Annotated in this window: 17 protein-coding genes; 7 read left to right on the top strand and 10 right to left on the bottom strand. The window is 41.9% G+C overall.

Features of this window, described 5'->3' with window-relative positions; genetic code table 11:
• Positions 1-50 precede the first annotated feature (50 nt).
• On the top strand, positions 51-824 hold the full coding sequence (gene xni, locus C9J40_RS17015; RefSeq protein WP_107247512.1) for a flap endonuclease Xni: 774 nt from the start codon (positions 51-53) through the stop codon (positions 822-824).
• Positions 825-891: 67 nt separating this feature from the next.
• Here the strand turns inward: xni and C9J40_RS17010 are convergent, their stop codons facing one another.
• From C9J40_RS17010 to C9J40_RS16990, 5 genes are read right to left on the bottom strand one after another with little or no spacing between them, the layout of a single operon-like run.
• Positions 892-1908: a hypothetical protein gene (locus C9J40_RS17010; protein ID WP_107247511.1), complete on the bottom strand. Its 1017-nt coding sequence runs from the start codon at positions 1906-1908 to the stop codon at positions 892-894.
• Positions 1909-1964: 56 nt separating this feature from the next.
• Positions 1965-3050, bottom strand: a complete 1086-nt coding sequence (gene rlmM, locus C9J40_RS17005; RefSeq protein ID WP_107207738.1) for a 23S rRNA (cytidine(2498)-2'-O)-methyltransferase RlmM — start codon at positions 3048-3050, stop codon at positions 1965-1967.
• A 10-nt stretch (positions 3051-3060) separates the two neighbouring features.
• A complete protein-coding gene (locus tag C9J40_RS17000) occupies positions 3061-3420 on the bottom strand; it encodes a DUF423 domain-containing protein (RefSeq protein WP_039872794.1) in 360 nt (119 codons plus the stop codon).
• Positions 3421-3445: 25 nt separating this feature from the next.
• Positions 3446-4123 carry an alpha/beta family hydrolase gene (locus C9J40_RS16995; RefSeq protein ID WP_107247510.1) on the bottom strand — a complete coding sequence of 226 codons (678 nt, stop codon included), beginning with the start codon at positions 4121-4123 and terminating at the stop codon, positions 3446-3448.
• Positions 4104-5024 (bottom strand): transcriptional regulator GcvA, encoded by a 921-nt coding sequence (locus tag C9J40_RS16990; protein ID WP_005371607.1) that lies wholly within the window; start codon positions 5022-5024, stop codon positions 4104-4106. The genes C9J40_RS16995 and C9J40_RS16990 overlap by 20 nt, the downstream gene beginning before the upstream one ends.
• Before the next feature lie 363 nt (positions 5025-5387).
• On the opposite strand from C9J40_RS16990, the gene csdA reads away from it, so the two are divergent.
• Both csdA and csdE read left to right on the top strand, forming a co-directional pair.
• A complete protein-coding gene (csdA, locus tag C9J40_RS16985) occupies positions 5388-6608 on the top strand; it encodes a cysteine desulfurase CsdA (protein WP_107247509.1) in 1221 nt (406 codons plus the stop codon).
• A gap of 23 nt (positions 6609-6631) precedes the next feature.
• Positions 6632-7066 (top strand): cysteine desulfurase sulfur acceptor subunit CsdE, encoded by a 435-nt coding sequence (gene csdE, locus C9J40_RS16980; protein WP_105060883.1) that lies wholly within the window; start codon positions 6632-6634, stop codon positions 7064-7066.
• A gap of 84 nt (positions 7067-7150) precedes the next feature.
• Here csdE and tcdA read toward each other — a convergent pair whose 3' ends face one another.
• On the bottom strand, positions 7151-7960 hold the full coding sequence (gene tcdA, locus C9J40_RS16975; RefSeq protein WP_045084836.1) for a tRNA cyclic N6-threonylcarbamoyladenosine(37) synthase TcdA: 810 nt from the start codon (positions 7958-7960) through the stop codon (positions 7151-7153).
• A 121-nt stretch (positions 7961-8081) separates the two neighbouring features.
• Positions 8082-9212 carry a murein transglycosylase A gene (gene mltA, locus C9J40_RS16970; RefSeq protein ID WP_107207741.1) on the bottom strand — a complete coding sequence of 377 codons (1131 nt, stop codon included), beginning with the start codon at positions 9210-9212 and terminating at the stop codon, positions 8082-8084.
• 299 nt (positions 9213-9511) lie between these two features.
• On the opposite strand from mltA, the gene C9J40_RS16965 reads away from it, so the two are divergent.
• Positions 9512-9727, top strand: a complete 216-nt coding sequence (locus C9J40_RS16965) for a hypothetical protein (RefSeq protein WP_005371580.1) — start codon at positions 9512-9514, stop codon at positions 9725-9727.
• On the opposite strand, the gene C9J40_RS16960 is transcribed toward C9J40_RS16965, so the two are convergent.
• On the bottom strand, positions 9724-10134 hold the full coding sequence (locus C9J40_RS16960; protein WP_107247508.1) for a DUF2850 domain-containing protein: 411 nt from the start codon (positions 10132-10134) through the stop codon (positions 9724-9726). The two genes, C9J40_RS16965 and C9J40_RS16960, sit on opposite strands and share 4 nt — an antisense overlap.
• 170 nt (positions 10135-10304) lie before the next feature.
• On the opposite strand from C9J40_RS16960, the gene argA reads away from it, so the two are divergent.
• From argA to C9J40_RS16950, 3 genes are all read left to right on the top strand, one after another.
• Positions 10305-11633, top strand: coding sequence for an amino-acid N-acetyltransferase (argA, locus tag C9J40_RS16955; protein ID WP_107247507.1), 1329 nt, complete (start codon positions 10305-10307; stop codon positions 11631-11633).
• Positions 11634-11769: 136 nt separating this feature from the next.
• Positions 11770-11925 (top strand): DUF5993 family protein, encoded by a 156-nt coding sequence (locus C9J40_RS22280; protein ID WP_005371575.1) that lies wholly within the window; start codon positions 11770-11772, stop codon positions 11923-11925.
• A gap of 13 nt (positions 11926-11938) precedes the next feature.
• Positions 11939-12487: a disulfide bond formation protein B gene (locus C9J40_RS16950; RefSeq protein ID WP_005371573.1), complete on the top strand. Its 549-nt coding sequence runs from the start codon at positions 11939-11941 to the stop codon at positions 12485-12487.
• A gap of 68 nt (positions 12488-12555) precedes the next feature.
• Here C9J40_RS16950 and recD read toward each other — a convergent pair whose 3' ends face one another.
• Entirely contained in the window at positions 12556-14625 is a 2070-nt protein-coding gene (recD, locus tag C9J40_RS16945; RefSeq protein ID WP_107247506.1) for an exodeoxyribonuclease V subunit alpha, read from the bottom strand.
• Entirely contained in the window at positions 14618-18220 is a 3603-nt protein-coding gene (gene recB, locus C9J40_RS16940) for an exodeoxyribonuclease V subunit beta (RefSeq protein ID WP_107247505.1), read from the bottom strand. The genes recD and recB overlap by 8 nt, the downstream gene beginning before the upstream one ends.
• Positions 18221-18457: the final 237 nt, after the last annotated feature.

Here is an 18457-nt window from a genome sequence, read left to right as displayed (position 1 = left end):
CGTACAATAAGGAGCTTTAGTGCTCCTTTTTATTTACAAAGAATTTGTTTATGGCTATCCACCTTGTTGTTATTGATGCTCTTAATCTCATTCGTCGTGTTCATGCGGCTCGTCCCGGTGAACCTGATGTAAAAGCGACAGCTGAGACTTGTTGTCGAGCACTGAAAAAAATCATCAAGATCAGCCAACCAACCCATATTGTGGCAGTATTCGATCATCATGGTGATGATCGTGGCTGGCGAGCTGAACTTCTTCCTCACTACAAAGAAGGAAGAAAACCCATGCCTGATGAACTCATGACAGGAATGGATATTATTCAAGATGCCTTTATGGAGATAGGCATTGATTCACTGCTCTCTGATGGTGATGAAGCCGATGATCTCGTCGCCACCCTTGCGCTAAAAGTCGCCTCTCGCGGTGAGCAAGTCACCATCATTTCAACGGATAAAGGTTACTGCCAGTTATTACAACCGACACTGCGCATTCGTGATTACTTCCAAGAACGCTGGCTCGATAGTGCTTTTATTGAAAAGGAATATGGCGTAGCGCCAGAGAAGCTAACGGATTATTGGGGACTTGCTGGGATAAGTTCGAGTAAGATCCCTGGTGTTGCAGGTATCGGTCCTAAAGCCGCTGTAGAGTTACTCAACCTATACCCAACGCTAGAAACTATTTTGGCAGCAAATGATCTGCCTGCTAAATGGAAAAAGAAAATTGATGGTCACCACGATGTGGCACTTGCAAGTAAAGCGGTATCAAGTTTAAAAACTGATTTAGAGTTAGGTTTTAACCTACAAGATATTCGTTATATCATGCCACAATAAACAAAACATACTAAATATCATAAGCTATCATATTAATAATATGTGATAGCTTATGATTAAAGAATTATTATTCTTTACCCAGCTTTTCTCTAAGAGAGATAATTTTATCATTGATACTTTTGCTAGGTTTAATCTTATTATATGATTTTAATATTTCGTAATTTTTCTTTAATATAAAATTTGATATTAATGTACTTGAAAATTCAAGTAACCCTTTAATATTTTTTTTATTTATATAGCTGGGTAGATTAATATACTCAGCATTACTTTTATTTAAAATAGTTAGATATGAAAAGTCGGTTCTAAAAGTAATCTTATTTATATCTCTACCTGCTCTAATAGATATTAAAGGGTAAGTCACAGGTATATTGTGAATTCCTTTCCTTACCCAGTTTGCAATTATTATACTCAGTATTGCTTGTTCAGGTGTAGAGTGGTGAAATTGCGAATCTAACTCACCATACTGTTTACCGTTTATCCACTCTTCGTTACTACACGCGTCAAGCCACTCTTGTAACAACTGTATGGAGGCTTCCGATTTTCTTATTACAATAAACGCAGCCTGCAGTGCAGGGTATTCATATGAAAAAAAGTTATCCTCTCCGAGTTCTCTAATAATATTTGTTTTAGTTAATTCTCGGTTTTTTATTAAAGAATCATGATGAGGAATAAAAAAATCAAACCCACATAATGTTAAACATTGCTCCGCAATATTTTTAATATCATTATAATTAGATAGCTTTCTATATTTTAGAATATTAGAATCACGGTAAATTAAGATATCACCTTCATTCATCCTTTCCATTTCAAGCAATAAAATAAGTGGACGCCAAGCACAAAAACCAATTTTAGACATTCCAGGGTTTTGAGAGACTAAACCAGAACTATCATATTCTCTTACATAACCTTCAAATCCAAGATCTCTTAACTTTTTAGGCGTGTAGTAACTAATATTATCAACATGATCTTTCGCGGCATCTAGCACTAACTGCTTATTTTCACATAAGTCTAAAGCATTATCATTGGGAGCACCCTCTGAATAAAAAAAGACTAAATTTGTTTTATGTGAGGTTTCTTTGGTCATAAATATCCCCAATAAAAGATAAGCCAAGCAAAATTGGCTTATCTTTTGAATCTATTTTAGTGTGGAGAGCGTGTATCTAGACGCTGAATGTGAACCGTAATTTCTTCGCGATCGTGGTATAAATGCTTAGCCTGTAGCTTGAACTTCACACCATTTTGAATAAGAAATACTTTCAGGTTTTCAATATCTTGAAGCACTTCATCATAACGACCTTTCATAGGTAGTTTTAAGTTAAAGATCGCTTCTTTTGCCCACGCTTTAATTAACCACTCACCCATTAAGTGAGCCACACGCGCTGGCTTTTCAATCATGTCACAAACAATCCACGTAACGTTTTTACGTGCTGGCTCAAATTTAAAACCATCAACGGCATGGTATTTAACTTGACCTGTATCCATCAAGCTTTGTGCCATTGCGCCATTATCAATCGCGTGAACAAACATCGAGCGTTTCACCAATTGATATGTCCACCCACCAGGACAAGCACCTAAATCAACCCCCCACATACCTGGCGCTAAACGCTCATCCCACTCGTGGCGAGGAATAAATACGTGAAATGCTTCTTCTAATTTCAACGTTGAGCGACTTGGCGCATCTGCTGGGAATTTTAAGCGGGGAATGCCCATAAAGAACTGTGAGTTATTCGATGTATATGAATAACCTACAAAACAACAACCCGGTGCGACGAAACACACATGTAGCACAGGCTTTTTGTTGTTATCTTTCGCGTATAAAATCTCACGCTTACGCATTGCTTGACGAAGTGGCACCGTAAACTTACGACAGAATTTTAATAACTCTTTCGCTTCATTGGTATCTGGTGTTTCAACACGGAGATCACCACAACGTGGGAAGTCATCACCAATCACTTCTAAGATCGGAGAAATACGATCATCAGCCGGTAAATCCGTTAACATCTGTGATGCCGCAAACATTTGACGTGCGAAGATTAACTGTGAAAATGGTTGTAGCTGAATAAATTTATCCGCATCACCTGCTTGATAAAATTCAAATAACACATAACCTGAATTGTTTTTTACCCGAGGGAAACCAAACAATTCCAGCGTATTTGCTTTGTCTTGAACTTCACCTGCACATTCTTTTTCAAAGCCAGGACGACAATACAATAAAACATGATTCACGTTGGAACCCTCAAGCTGAACGCCAGGCTGCTACTGCAAGCATTACCCAGCCAATAATAAAACATACTCCGCCCATCGGTGTGATGGGACCAAACCACTTAATGCCTGTTAATGCCAATGCATATAAACTGCCACTAAAACAGATTATACCAAGGGTGAAAAACAGAGCGGCGTATGATACAGCTTTTGAAGACAAAAAGCGTGTCAATATTCCACAACCCAATAACGCGAATGTATGCCACGCTTGATATTGTACGCCAGTCTTAAATACATCGAGTAAATAAGGCGATAAATGCTGCTTTAAGCCGTGTGCAGCAAATGCCCCTAACCCCACCGTTAATGCACCACTCATTGCCGCGACAAAGAGCATCCAACGCGTTCGGTTTTGTAATGGTTCAGTCACCACAGCACTCCTTAATAAACCGCGCTAATCGCTCAATGGCCGTTGCTATATTGTTAGCTTCCGTAAAACCAGAGGCTTTTCGCGGTTTAAAACTATGATCACCGTCAGGAAGAAACGCAACCTCGACATTGGGAGAAAACGCCCATTGTGCTATTTCTGCTTTAGTACCAAACGTGTCTCGCTCACCTTGTAGGATCAATGTGGGTACCGTAATCGACGCCAAATGATCACCACGAAAATTTTCAGGTTTCCCCGGCGGATGAAAAGGAAAACCTAAACACACTACGCCTTTCACCTTCGCTGCGCAGTTTTCTACATCCGGGCTTTGAGCGGCAACCTCTGTTGCCATAATACTCGCCATTCTACCGCCCATTGATTTACCGCCAATGACTAACGAACTGCCTGCAAAGGTTTCGATATGACGTTGAAAATCAATCAAGAGTTTTGGTTGGCGATCAGGCGGTCGCTTTTTACCATCTTCAGCACGTTTAACCATATATGGAAAATTAAACCGTACTACCCGAATATCTTGCAGTGCTAAACCTTCAGCGACTGCCATCATAAAAGCATGATCCATTCCCGCCCCTGCACCATGAGCAAACAAAAATGTTGCTTCAGCGGTACCTGATTTAGGTTCGTTAATTATGTATTCACTGGCTAAGTTCGACATCAGGCATATCCTCTTGTTCACGACGTGCTTTGGCTAACACCCAATCTCTAAATATTTGAATTCGCCCAGTATCAGCTTGGCGCTCTTGGCAAACAAAATAGAACGCGTTTTTACTCACTAACACTTCATCAAATGGACACACCAAGCGCCCAGCTTCTAATTCTGGTTGCGCTAATACATTATTTCCCAGCGCAATTCCCTGGCCATGAGCCGCAGCTTGTAGCACCATGGTTGAGTGACTAAAAATAGGCCCTTGGTTAACGTTAACCCCTTGCACATCATAATGACGAACATAATTCTTCCACTCTTTTCGAGAAGTATCGTGTAACAAGGTGTGTAGTTTTAAATCATCTAATGTGCGCAGCGGTTTCGCCCCTGTCAGCAGCATTGGCGAACAAACAGGCATCATGAACTCTTGATATAATTTATCGGCACGCAGGCCAGACCAATTACCTCGACCATAGTAAATCGCCACATCGACATCGTCGGTGAGCGACCCTTCATCTAAATCGACCGCCTTAATACGCACGTCAATATCAGGGTGTTGTTCATTAAAATCGGTTAAACGTGGTACCAACCATTGGATGGCAAAACTAGGAGGTAAACTAATGGTTAATGCACCTTTAGCACCTCGTTCCAAGACCTTATCAGTCGCATCAGATATCGCTGAAAAGATATCTTTTATATCGAGAAAGTAGCCCTGTCCTTCCTCTGTTAGCAATAGAGAACGATTACGACGGCGGAATAACTTTAAGCCTAGAAATTCTTCTAACGCTTTAATTTGATGACTAACTGCGGCTTGAGTAACAAATAATTCTTCAGCAGCACGAGTAAAACTCAAGTGTCTTGCTGCCGCCTCAAACACCTTTAATGAGTTGAGCGGAGGTAAACGTCTAGACATACTTTTCTCGACTATTTAATGCATTAGTTTTTTTAATCCTGAACATTATAAATTGTCCATTGTTCAACTACTAGAGAAACCCTATTATCTCTACGCAATATTGATTTAATCCTCTGTTCTTTGCCCTCTGGCTAACCAGCTTAATCAATATTGCGTGTTGTGTTTGCATATTATCCGAATCCTTTCGGACGGATGGAATAACCATCCTTTATTTCCTGTATTTTTGACTATAAAGTCAAAGCTATTTTTAGCACTGCGCCCCAACGCAGTGCTATTTTTTTATCAATATAAAGCCATCAATACTTGCTCTCTGACTTATTTATTAGCATGATCCTTCGTTCAATCTTAGCTATGTGAACAACCATGACCTCTCAATTTGATATCTCAACTATTTTGGCTCAATTCCCTGCCTTGCAACACACAGATGGTGAATTACCGCCAGTGTACCTAGACAGCGCAGCAACCGCACAAAAGCCAGCCGTGGTTATTGATACAATCACTGAGTACTATCGTGGTTATAATGCCAATGTGCATCGTGGCAGTCATAGCCTCACAGCAAATGCGACGCTGCGCTTTGAACAAGCAAGAGAAACCGTACAACACTTCATTGGCGCAGCGCACAGCAAAGAAATTATTTGGACACGTGGCGCAACAGAAGCATTAAATTTAATTGCTCAAACTTATGCCCGCGCAAATCTAACGGCAGGAGATGAAATTCTAGTCAGTGAATTAGAGCATCACGCCAATATCGTGCCATGGCAAATGATAGCGGCAGAAACCGGTGCACGCGTCATTAAAATCCCGATGCGCGATGACTGTACTTTAGATCTAGATGCGTTTTATTCGCTCCTATCGGATAAAACAAAAATCGTCGCAGTCGCCCACATTACCAATGTTACGGGTACCCGTAACCCAATTGAAGAAATCATTCACGCAGCTCACCAGCACAGCGCCATTGCTGTAATTGATGGCGCACAAGGTATTGCTCATGAAGATATCGATGTCACTGCACTTGATGCTGACTTCTATGTGTTCTCAGGCCATAAAATTTATGCCCCGGCTGGTATTGGCGTTCTTTATGGCAAGCAAGCGCTACTTGAAACAATGCCACCTTGGCACGGCGGCGGTAAAATGGTGGAAAAAGTCTCTTTTGAAGGTACAACTTTCGCTGCACTACCGGGTAAATTTGAAGCTGGCACCCCAAATGTAGCGGGATGTTTAGCGTTAGCCGCAGCAATTAATTGGCTCAAGAAACTAGATAGACAAGGCGCTGAAGTACATATTGAAAACTTGCGCCACAAAGCCATCGAAGGCATTAAAAATATTGATGGCTTACGTATTATAGGATTACAACCGAAGGCAAGTTTATTCTCTTTTGTCGTTGATGGGGTGCACCATCAAGATATTGCGACCTTGCTTGATCAGCAAAATATCGCGCTGCGTGCTGGTCACCACTGTGCACATCCCATGCTTGATGCACTAGGCTTAACAGGAACATTACGCGTATCATTAGCGCTTTATAACACCGAGCAAGATGTAGAGCGCTTTATCACTGCACTACATAAAGCTTGTGATTTACTTTAATGCGGTTATCTGGATTGAATACTATGACTGAACTTACACTTCCCCATCACCCTTTCGGCACCGACATTTCAGATACAGACATTGTGGCTCAAATGCAAAACGCTTCAGGCTGGGAAGATCGCTACCGTACTGTCATTCAGCTAGGTAAGAAACTGCCGGTAATGGCAGAAGAAGACAAAGATGAGCAGTTAAAAGTCAGTGGTTGTGAATCGCAAGTTTGGCTTCGCCACCAGCAAGTTGGCGATCACTTTTATTTTCAAGCTGATTCTGACGCGCGTATTGTTCGCGGCTTAATAACACTCGTACTTGCCGCTTATCACGGTAAAACGCGTACAGAGATCAGTGAATTTGATATTGATGGCTACTTTGATTCACTCGGTTTAATTGCCCATTTGAGTCCGTCTCGTGGCAATGGGTTAAAAGCGATTGTTGAGCAAATAAAACAACTCGCACGCTAAACAAGATTTATCAGTCCTAGAAATAGCACAGCAACAAAAAAGGCAGATCATATGATCTGCCTTTTTCATGTCACTGCCTATCGATTACTGTTTATGTTTTTCGATAAGCTTACGTAATATTTGTGATACCGCGACAAAACCAAACGTTGCAGTCACAACGGTTGCCGCGCCAAAACCACTCGCGCAATCCATACGCTTGGGCCCTTCTGCTGTCGCTTTTACTGCACACACAGAGCCGTCGGCTTGTGGGTACTTCAGTTGCTCTGTTGAAAATACGCAATCAATACCAAACTTACGTTTTGGGTTTTTAGGGAAGTTATGATGACGACGCAAGGTATCACGTAACTTCTTCGCCAATGGATCTTGGATTGTCTTGGTCAAATCAGCGATCTGAATTTGTGTTGGGTCCATTTGACCGCCAGCACCACCTGTGGTGATCACCTTAATTTTATTACTCTTACAGTATGACAGCAGTGCCGCTTTTGGCTTCATGCTATCTATTGCATCGAGCACGTAATCAAAATCTTTTGACAAGTATTCAGCTTGATTTTCAGGTGTGATGAAATCGTCAATCAAATTGACCTTACATTCAGGATTGATTAGGTGAATACGCTCAGCCATCACTTCAATTTTGCTTTTACCTACCGTCCCTGTCATGGCATGAATTTGACGATTAATATTCGTCACACACACATCATCCATATCAATCAGGGTAAGCTCACCAATACCTGAACGCGCTAACGCTTCTGCCGCCCATGAACCTACACCACCAATACCAATCACACACACGTGTGCAGCACGAAGAATGTCTACTTCGCTATTGCCGTATAAACGACGTGTGCCGCCAAAACGTTGGTTATAACTGTCGGATGCTGGGGTATCAAGTTCGCGCATAGTATTTCTTCACTGATCTGATGGATAAAGAAAGAGTGCGTTTTTATACGCACTCTTAATAGGATTGTCCAGTTGTTAGCATCACTCAAGCTTGTTGGAAATGCTTTCTAACAGTACCAAACTATGGCTTAAGCCAAGGGTCTTGTGTTGCAGTTCCTTCTAAGCCTAAACGCCATACACGACCAAAGTGCTTGTAGTGACCCGCATCAGTGCCTGCTTGCTTACCCATACCATGGTAAAGATCGAGGTGATTTTTCTTCACAGCACCACCCGTGTCTAACGCAAGTAACAGGCGTAAAACGTGTTTACCCGTCCAGTTACCTTGAGCATCAAGCTCGGGTACTTCTGCAAGCAACGCAGAGCCCATAGGAATATATTTTCGATCTGCCGCCACAGCAGCATTAGCAAGCAACGGAATCCCCGCGCTACCCTTAACATCTAACGTTTTCGTTGGTTTAAAGAAAACAAATGATGGATTTTGCTCTAATAGTTCACGTACTTCAGCATCACTATGGGTAGATACCCACTCTTGAATGGCTTTCAGTGACATTTTTTCTTTCGGCACTTCACCACGATCAATCAATACTCGACCAATACTCACATAACGGTGACCATTTTTACCGTTATAACCAAAGTATTCTAATTGATCATTGTCTTCATAATGCACAAAGCCACTACCTTGAACTTCCATCATGAAAATATCTAGCATGGATTTGCTGTAACCTAACTCCAAGCCCTTGCCTTTTAACGCACCATTGTAAATTTCAGCGCGAGATGGGCAACGACCATTACACTTAGGCATTGCATATACAGGGTAACGGAACTCTGCATTTGGTGTATGACGAAGTTCAATAACAGGTGAATAATAACCAGTAAACATTACGTTACCTTTATTATCACCACCGCCCATTTGCGCCGCTTCAATACCGTAACTAGCCAGTTTACTTGGATCACCACCCGCACTGATCCACTTTTCTAGTTGCTTGTATAACGGGCCATATTTGCGTGCCATTGATGGAGAACGTGTGACTACCATTTCAGCTTGGGGAGCAAAGGTTGTGTAATCGCGCTGCTTATCTGACTTAATGGTTGAAACACGATTTAATACATGTGGAAAATAGTTACCAAGATATTGGTGAGCTAATGGATTTTTTTGAATAGCGGTTTGTTCATTGGTTGATTGTGCATCATTATTCGATGCGCAACCAACTAAACCAAACATAATAATAGCGATTGCTGCTTTACGTAACACGATAGATAAGCCTATAAAATTTTAAAATGCGAGATACAGCTAATATGGTAGATATATGTGAATGAAGGCAATAGTAGCAAATCAATAACAATATAACGTAATAATCTTAAGTCATATTTATATCTAAATTTCATTGCAGTGCTTACATTTTCATTCAACGAATATAGATATTTATATTATTAATGATTCATCCAGTGTCATATTATTGTCACATACAAGCGATTTAATAAAATCGTCACAAAAAATAAACAACTCACAAACTAATAATAAAAATAACGCACTCATAAGGATATAAAGAGATGCAATCACCACTTAAAGTTGGCAAAGATACCTTGTTAGATCCCAATGCTATTGAATACCAGTGGATCAGAAATTTAACTAGCGAAGGAGTCCCTCAACACCAAATTAACCACGTGATCCAGCATTGTCTTGGCGGTACGCCACAGATAGCTGATCTCTTGAGACAAATAGCACTCAAACAAAGTTCCATCCATGAGCTACTAAAACTGATCTAATTAAGTAGTAATGGTGTGCGTACAAATGTAGAAATGTAATGTGCAGGCTGCTGACGAATAAAGTTATTATCATGATAAAGATAAGAGTAATGCTGTTCACCTAATTGATAGCTCAATGTTTGACCATCCCAGCAATACTGTGTCGTCACTAGCCTTCCATCACGATAAATACCCAGCGGGCGGATCTCAAAACTTTCTGCCACATATTGCGCGACATCATGCTCTTTCCAATAGCCATATATGGCTTCAGATGAAGGGGGCTTTAGCCAAGAAGATAATGCTGCTTTAGATACAAACAGGCCAGTGAGTGCTAAACCAGCGACTAATAGCAAGATCAAAATAATTGTTTGTGAATGTTTTGTCATCAGATAATAAGTACTGGCTTTAGATGATTGTACTTTATCCAATTATCACCTCCACAAAAACTACTAATACAATTTAAACTAACAGATTGTTCGCAATGTTAATTAAAGATCACCGCCATAACATCTTGTAAATACTATCACTTAAATACTGTACAAATTGACAAATTAATTTACTTTATCCATATAAATTTTTTGTACATGGATGTCAGATAGTGAAAAGACGTAGTACACCGCTGGTTAAAGGATTCAGACAATCAGCTCCCTACCTAAATGCGCATGTTGGAAAAACCATGGTGATCATGGTAGGTGGAGAGGCATTTGCCGATCCCAATTTCGATAATATCGTCAATGATATCGCACTACTTAATAGCCTAGGCATTCAAATCGTTATTGTCTACGGTGCTCGCCCACAAATCAGTACATTACTGGCAGAGCAAGATTGTCATTCTCCTTATCATAAAAGGATCCGTATTACCGATGAACGAGCATTAGAAATTGCCAAGCAAGCAGCGGGACAACTTCAGTTAGATATCACCGCTCGCTTTTCAATGGGGATCCATAATACTCCAATGGCTGGCGCGCAGATTAATATCATTAGTGGTAATTTTATTATCGCCCAACCTCTCGGGGTCGATGACGGTGTAGATTATTGTCATAGTGGAAAAATTCGTCGTATTGATACCGATGCGATTAAACGTCAGTTAGAGCAAGGTTCCATTGTACTACTCGGCCCAATCGCGAGTTCAGTAACCGGAGAATGCTTTAACCTCACCTCTGAAGAAGTCGCAACCCAAGTAGCTATCCGCTTAAAAGCCGACAAACTTATTGGTTTCTGCTCAGAGCAAGGAGTCGTGGGCGATAACAATGAAATTATCTCTGAATTACTGCCAAACGAAGCCGATCATATCCATCAAAAACTTGTCGCACAGCGAGCGCAGGACTGTGGTACTGGGCGTTTCTTACGTGGTGCTATTAGTGCTTGTCGAGCTGGCGTTCCTCGCAGCCACCTGATCAGCTACAAAGAAGATGGGGCATTAATTCAAGAGCTTTTTTCTCTTGATGGTATCGGTACCCAAATTGTAATGGCGAGCGCAGAAAAAGTGCGACGCGCCAACATTAACGACATTGGTGGTATTCTGGATCTGATCCAACCATTAGAGCAAGACGGAATTTTAGTTCGACGCTCCCGAGAACAACTCGAGCAAGAAATTACTCAATTTACGATTGTAGAGCGTGACAATTTAATTATCGGCTGTGCTGCGCTTTATCCCTTTCCTGAAGAGAAAATGGCTGAAATGGCTTGTGTCGCGATTCATTCTGACTTTAGGGATGATAATCGCGGTGTATTACTGCTTAATGAGTTATGCCTACAAGCGCGCCAACAAAACCTCGAACACTTATTTGTATTAACCACTCGAAGCTTACACTGGTTCCGCGAACAGGGCTTTTCTGAATGTGATGTAGATAGGCTGCCAATGGCAAAAAAAGCACTTTATAATTACCAAAGAAGATCAAAAATCCTCATCACAAGAATAAAATAATTGACACAAAATTAACAAAATGGTGACTTAAGAGCGTAAAATTGTCTGTGTAGAGTTATTTTACTAAAAACATGCTCAACTAAGATAACGCTACAAACATTATAAAAACACAAATTACTTCAGGTTAAATCAACTTATGATGAGTTTAATATTTCTATTACTTTTGATTGCAATGGTCAGCGCTTTCATTGGTAAAAAAAATGTAGGATATGCATTCTTTGCCGCATCCGTAATTATTGGTTTGTATTGGTTTCATCACCATGCCACTGATTCACTATCGATTTTATTATAGGGGGGAATGATTAATGAATAATAAACATGTAACCCTTCTTAATAGCTTGGGTCTATTAGGTATTACCTTTGTATTATTAATGGGCTCAGTATTACAAGTCGCTTGGAATGAATTACCTTGTCCACTGTGTTTATTGCAGCGTCTTGGTTTTGTTATGGTAATGTTCGGCTTTATGCTTAATGTCGTTTATGGCACTCAGCAACGCCATTATGGTGTGATCTTAGTCGGTGCATTATTTGGTGCAGCGACAGCGCTTCGCCAAGTATCGCTTCACGTTATCCCTGGCACACCAGGTTTTGGTAGCCCGATCCTTGGTATGCACTACTACACATGGGCATTTGTGATCTTTGCTATGGCTATCGCTGGTGTCGCACTACTTCTCCTACTTTGGAATAAAGAATGGACAAGCGAAAATTATCAAATGAACAAATTTGGTAAGTTTGTTTGTATTCTAGCGATTGTTGCCGTTCTAATTAATGTTATTTCTACATTCCTAGAATGTGGCCCTTATCAATGTCCAGATAACCCTGTTAGTTACTGGCTATTAGACATGTTTAAGTAACACCTTAAATAACGAACAATAAAAAACGCCAGCACAAATGCTGGCGTTTTTTATTGATAAATACAGGTTTACACTAACAATTCAGATAAGCCACTTGCCCGCTCAGTTCTTACTTGCACACTACGACGAATAACGTCTGGTTGAGCGTAAAGATACAATCTCGCTTTTGCACGTGTAATACCGGTATAAATCAACTCTCGAGTTAAGATCGGTGTAAAGTCATTCGGCAACACCATTACGGTATCAGCAAATTCAGATCCTTGTGATTTATGGATAGTCATCGCATACACCACTTCATGCTCTGGAATACGACTAGGCAAGAATCCACGGATCGTACCATCAGGCATCTCAAAATAGACCTTCAAACGACGCACACCATCGACGGCATCCGTTTCTGGCTCTAACATAGTGATACCAATATCACCGTTATATAAACCAACGGCATGATCATTTCGGGTGATCATAATTGGGCGACCTTGATACCACGTATCGTCTCCTGGGTTAATTTTACCGCGGTGAGTTAACTCTTTTTCTATCCGGTAGTTTAACCCTACAACACCAAAATCACCTTCGCGCAATGCACATAACAAGCGCACATTCGCAAACGCATCTAGCACCAATTTAGGCTCACGTTGTGCGGCAATCGCATCTAAATAATCAAAGTAGAAGGTCGTCACCTGATTAATCATCGACTGATAACTGTCAGAAGATAAGGCGTAATGATGAATATCTTTAAAGCCTTGCTGCCAGACTTTTTCCACCAACGCAGGACGACCGCTGTTAATTGCTTTCGCTAACTGACCAATACCAGATTGAGCGTGGAAACGGTAACTCTTTTGTAGCATGCATAAACAATCGGCCACCAAACTTAAATCGAGTGAGGTGCTATGGAGATCATAGCCCGTCAACTGGCTAAGCACTTGCCCTTGCGTTCCACTATAACCTTGATTAGCAAATGAGCAAATATCACCGAGCACAGCCCCCGCTTCAACCGATGCCAACTGATCTCTATCCCCTAATAAAATCAGTTTCGCGCCAGCAGGCATCGCATCGAGCAATCGCGCCATCATAGGTAAATCAACCATTGAGGCTTCATCAACCACTAACACATCAAGGTGTAAGGGATTATCTTTATGATGACGAAATTCAACGCGTCCCGGAATTGCCCCCAATAAACGGTGGATCGTACTCGATTGAGTCGGAATACGCTCTTTCACTGATGCCGCTACGGGCAATGATTTCACCGCAGAACTAATCGATTCTGTTAAACGTGCCGCCGCCTTACCTGTCGGTGCCACCAGCATAATATTAGGTACATGCTCATCACCGGCTTGCATTACTAATGCCGCAAGTAATTTAGCGACGGTGGTTGTTTTACCCGTACCTGGGCCGCCAGAAATCACTGCAAACTGACGTGTCAATGCCACTGCAGCTGCCACTTTCTGCCAATTTAAGCAGGCATCAAGTGGTATCACCCCATCTAATTGAGACAGATCTTTTTGCGATGTCGCATTGACTAAAATATGCTCGACTTTCGCCCAATCAACTTGCTCTGGTTTCACCACATCAAGCATGTCACACACTAATCTCTGGCGTGCATCAGCTGTTGTCGCGGTTGATAAGGCTTCATACAAGTAACCGTAAGTAACAGGAAATAAATCATCTAATGCCTGATGCATAACGTTGAGCTCAGTCGTACTAAATCGTACATCCTCTGCTCCTGCATTGTTTGCCATCATGAGGATTTTATTGGCAACGGTTTGTTCAAATTGCCAATAACGACTTAGGTACAAACGGCCATGTTCAATAACTAAGGGGGTCGCTTGCACCTTGCCTGTTTGCACGGTCGATACCACCGCAAAATGGCTTAATAGCTCTCCCCATTGTGAAGGCTCAGGCACGCCTTCTAACAACTCAATTGCAACACGTGATGGCAAACTAAACAAACGCTGAGGCGAAAGTGTATCTAGCACTACGCAAACATGTCCCTTACCTAATTCATTACTGGCAAGAGCTGCCACAAGTGCGGCTAAATCAGCTTGATCTGCGGGGCTATGATGCGCGACAAATTTTGCGAACTGATAATCAAGCTGACGCAACACACCTTGTTTGGTTAACGCTTGAAGTCGTTTAAGCATGAGGTAATGCTCCATCAATTAATAAATCCAGTTCTTCTAACAATGCTTGCGATGGTTTCGCATGGAAAATTCCACTGTCACTACCAGCTTGAATGCCACGTAGGAACAAGTAATACACACCACCGAAATGGGTCTCATAGTCGTAGTTTGGAATACGGCTACGCAAGAAACGTTGCAGCGCTAAGGCGTAAATTTGATACTGCAAGTCATAGCGGTGATCGCGCATCGCTTCAACCAACTGCTCACCACGATACACCTGTGGATCATCACCAAGATAATTCGATTTCCAGTCTAATACGTAATATTTACCCTGATGTTCAAACACCAAGTCAATAAAACCTTTAAGCATACCGCTGACCGTACTAAAGCCTAGCTCGCCAGCTTTAGCGGAAATAGAATCATGCTTAGCAATGACTTTATTGAGTAGCGGTGATTGCAACATTTCAATCGGGAGTAAAAACTCCATTTCCGTTAAACGTTGTTGTGGTGTTTTTTCTGCCAATCGCAATTTTTCGCCGTCTAATGGACAGTGCAAAACATCGTTAATTAATTGCTGTAATACAGGTAGCCACGCTAACTCGTAATGTTCAAGTTGCAATAGCTCCGTCAGTTTAGCGACAGTTTCTGGGCTATCGACAGGACGCGTAAACTCGATTTCTTCAAACACCGTATGTAAAAATGTCCCCGGACGCGCACCGCGAGGGAAAGTGTAAATAGAGTATTCAGGCTCTAATTCCACCTCCGTTTCACTGTTTTCTGGCGTTTCTTTCTGCACAGAATCGATATCAAATCCAGGAAGATCTAAACTGCTATCATGATGCGCTTGATGGCCTTGCTTCACCAAGTTGGAGTAACTGGTCATCCACCAATTACGTTCAATCTGACGCTCAAATTCACGACGATTCAACGCCTCAGTTTGCTCATTTTGTCCTGCCCACTTATCGACAGGTAATACTGGAGGTTCAGCAATAGTGATTGTCGGTTGCGCTTCAGATAACTTAGCCAGTGCTAATTCTAGTGCTGCAACACCGCACTCTTCTCCATTTTGAATTAAATACCCCATCGCTGATTTGTGTAATCCAGTCGGCTCTTTGCTACTGCGACCATTACGTACAGGTGCCATACCAACAAAACAGCCATAAACTGCACGAGTTAACGCTACATAAATTAAACGTAAATCTTCTGCGAGGCGTTCTTTATCAGCTTTAGAAATAGAATCAGCATGCTTGGTAATATCTAAAATCGTCACGTTATCGTCTTCATCGTGATACTTCACTTCGCCTTTACTATCGACTTCACGATAGCTACAAACAAACGGCATAAAGACTAAATCGTATTCCAATCCTTTTGATTTGTGGATGGTAACAATCTGCACCAAATTACGTTCGGACTCTAAACGCAAAATTTGCTCATCAGAATTACCGTTTGGCTCAGCTACATTTTCAGCCAACCAACGTAATAGCGCATAATCACTGTCTAAGGTTTGACTCGCTTCTTGCAGTAATTCACCAATATGAAGTAAGTCAGTTAAACGACGTTCACCGCCTTCTTCCACTAATAAACGCTCAGCAATATTGTTTTTCGCCATCACGCTTCGTAGCATAGGCATCACGCCACGCTTGAGCCATTGTTGACGGTATTGCTTAAAGCTATTTACTGCAATTTCCCACTCATTCTCATCATTATTAAGCGTATCGAGCTCTATTGCGGTTAAAGAAAACAACCCTGACGCCAACGCAGCACGCAATGCGCGATCGTCATCAGGTGTTAGTACCGCTTGTAATAATCGCTGTACATCAGCCGCTTCTGCAGTAGAAAAAACGCTATCACGATTAGATAAATACACACTGGCAATCCCTTGTTTTGCCAGTGCTTCACGCACCAACTTACCTTCTCGTCCTGTACGTACTAACACCGCAATATCACCCGCTTTCACTGGGTGTTGAGTTTCTTTATCTAAAAAGTAGCCTTGCCCTTGTTGTGACTGCTCTAAAATATGCTGAATGTGTGCCGCTGTCGCCGTTGCCATCGTCGACTCATAATCGCCCTTGGTAATAGGCTTACCATCGAGGCTATCTTGCAACCAGAACGTGAGCGCGTGTTGTTGTTCGCCGTTTAGCCACCAGCTACGATCTGGTGCTTTCGGACTATGACCAACAGGATCAAAGGTAATATCTTGATCATAAATAAACGGGCTATTAGGTGTATCAAAGACGCTATTTACCGACGCAATCATATCTGCCGTTGAACGCCAGTTGGTACCTAATGTGTAATGATCTTGAACCTGACGACGGGCTTGAATATAAGTAAAAATATCTGCCCCACGAAACGCATAAATCGCCTGCTTAGGATCACCGATCATAAACAATCCGCATTCAGGGTGATCGTGATACACCGAACTGAAGATACCGTACTGCAAGGGGTCGGTATCTTGGAATTCGTCGATCATCGCAACTGGATATTGGCTGCGGATCTTACTTGCCAAGAGATCATCTTGATCGTTATCGATCGCAGCGCCTAACTGCGTTAAAAGATCATCAAACGATAACCACCCTTTATGGGCTTTTGCCTGCGCCAATAAAATACGACAATGTTCAATCGCGTGCGCTAATAAGGGATCGCGTAATGTCGCTGGGTTATCAAGTAAATCTGCAACCGCAACAAATACCGCATGCTGTGGTGCTTCACCTGTCGGGGTTTTAGTGATCAATTCCTGTTGATGAAACTTCTCTAATTTATCCGGTAAATCATAATTCTCAGTCGGTTGATTAGCCCATTCATTCACTTGAGCGAGCCACGTTGGTAGGCTCTTTTTGGTATAGCTACGTTTATTCACGTCAGAGTTTGCAATTAACGCTTCTAAATCAGCGAAGTGCTGTTTCCATAATGCTTTAAATTCATTAATGCGTTCGATATTTTGCTGATGTAACTGCTCTAAACTTGCCGTCATAGCCGCTACAGAAAGTTTAACGGGGGCACCTGTTAAGCTATTGCCAATATCTTTTAATAGCGCATGCGGCGATGACCATAAATCACGGATCTGGCAAGCAAGCGCTCGTGGTAACTGATAGAAATGACTACGCCAGTAATCCGCTACCACCAAGTTCTTCAATTGGCTTTCATCGGTGACAAATTCATTGTTGAAACGACAGCCTGATTCAAACGCGTTTTGAGTCAACATTCGCTGACAAAAACCATGGATGGTATAAATAGCTGCTTCATCCATTTGACGTTCAGCTTGCAGTAAAATATTGGCTGCCGCTTTATGATCGGGATACTCTTGCAGTAACGGGGCTATAACGGGATCGCCACTCACACCACGACTAAACGCTAAACGCGCATCGTGAATACGGCCACGAATACGATCGCGAAGCTCTGCCGTTGCCGCTTCGGTAAAAGTCACCACCAGTATTTGATCAACCGTTAATTCAACAGCATGACGCGTTTCTGCATTACCATGACCGAGTAATAGACGCAGGTATAAACTGGCAATAGTAAATGTTTTGCCCGTACCGGCAGAGGCTTCAATTAAACGTGTACCATGCAATGGAAAGGCCATTGGCTGCAAAATATTGGTTTGCGTTTGTACCGTCATGATTTTACTTGTCCCATATCGTAAAACTCGATCACTCCAATGATCCCTTGAAGCTCAAGGTGATCTTGCTCACATCACTACTGTGATCAAACACTTATAAGCGAATATTGAGCGATCAAATCTTGTTATATTCTAATATTGTGAGAACTTACTCACGGTTTGTATTACAGCGGTTGGTTAGTATCAGCGCCAGAAACTTGGTCACCTCTGGACCGGTGGCCGTACAGCAAGCACCCT

The sequence above is a fragment of the Photobacterium sp. GB-72 genome (genome assembly GCF_003026095.1).
In the GTDB taxonomy this organism is placed as follows: domain Bacteria; phylum Pseudomonadota; class Gammaproteobacteria; order Enterobacterales; family Vibrionaceae; genus Photobacterium.
Note: the sequence above shows the minus strand (reverse complement) of the source record. Positions and strands in the feature narration are given on the sequence as shown.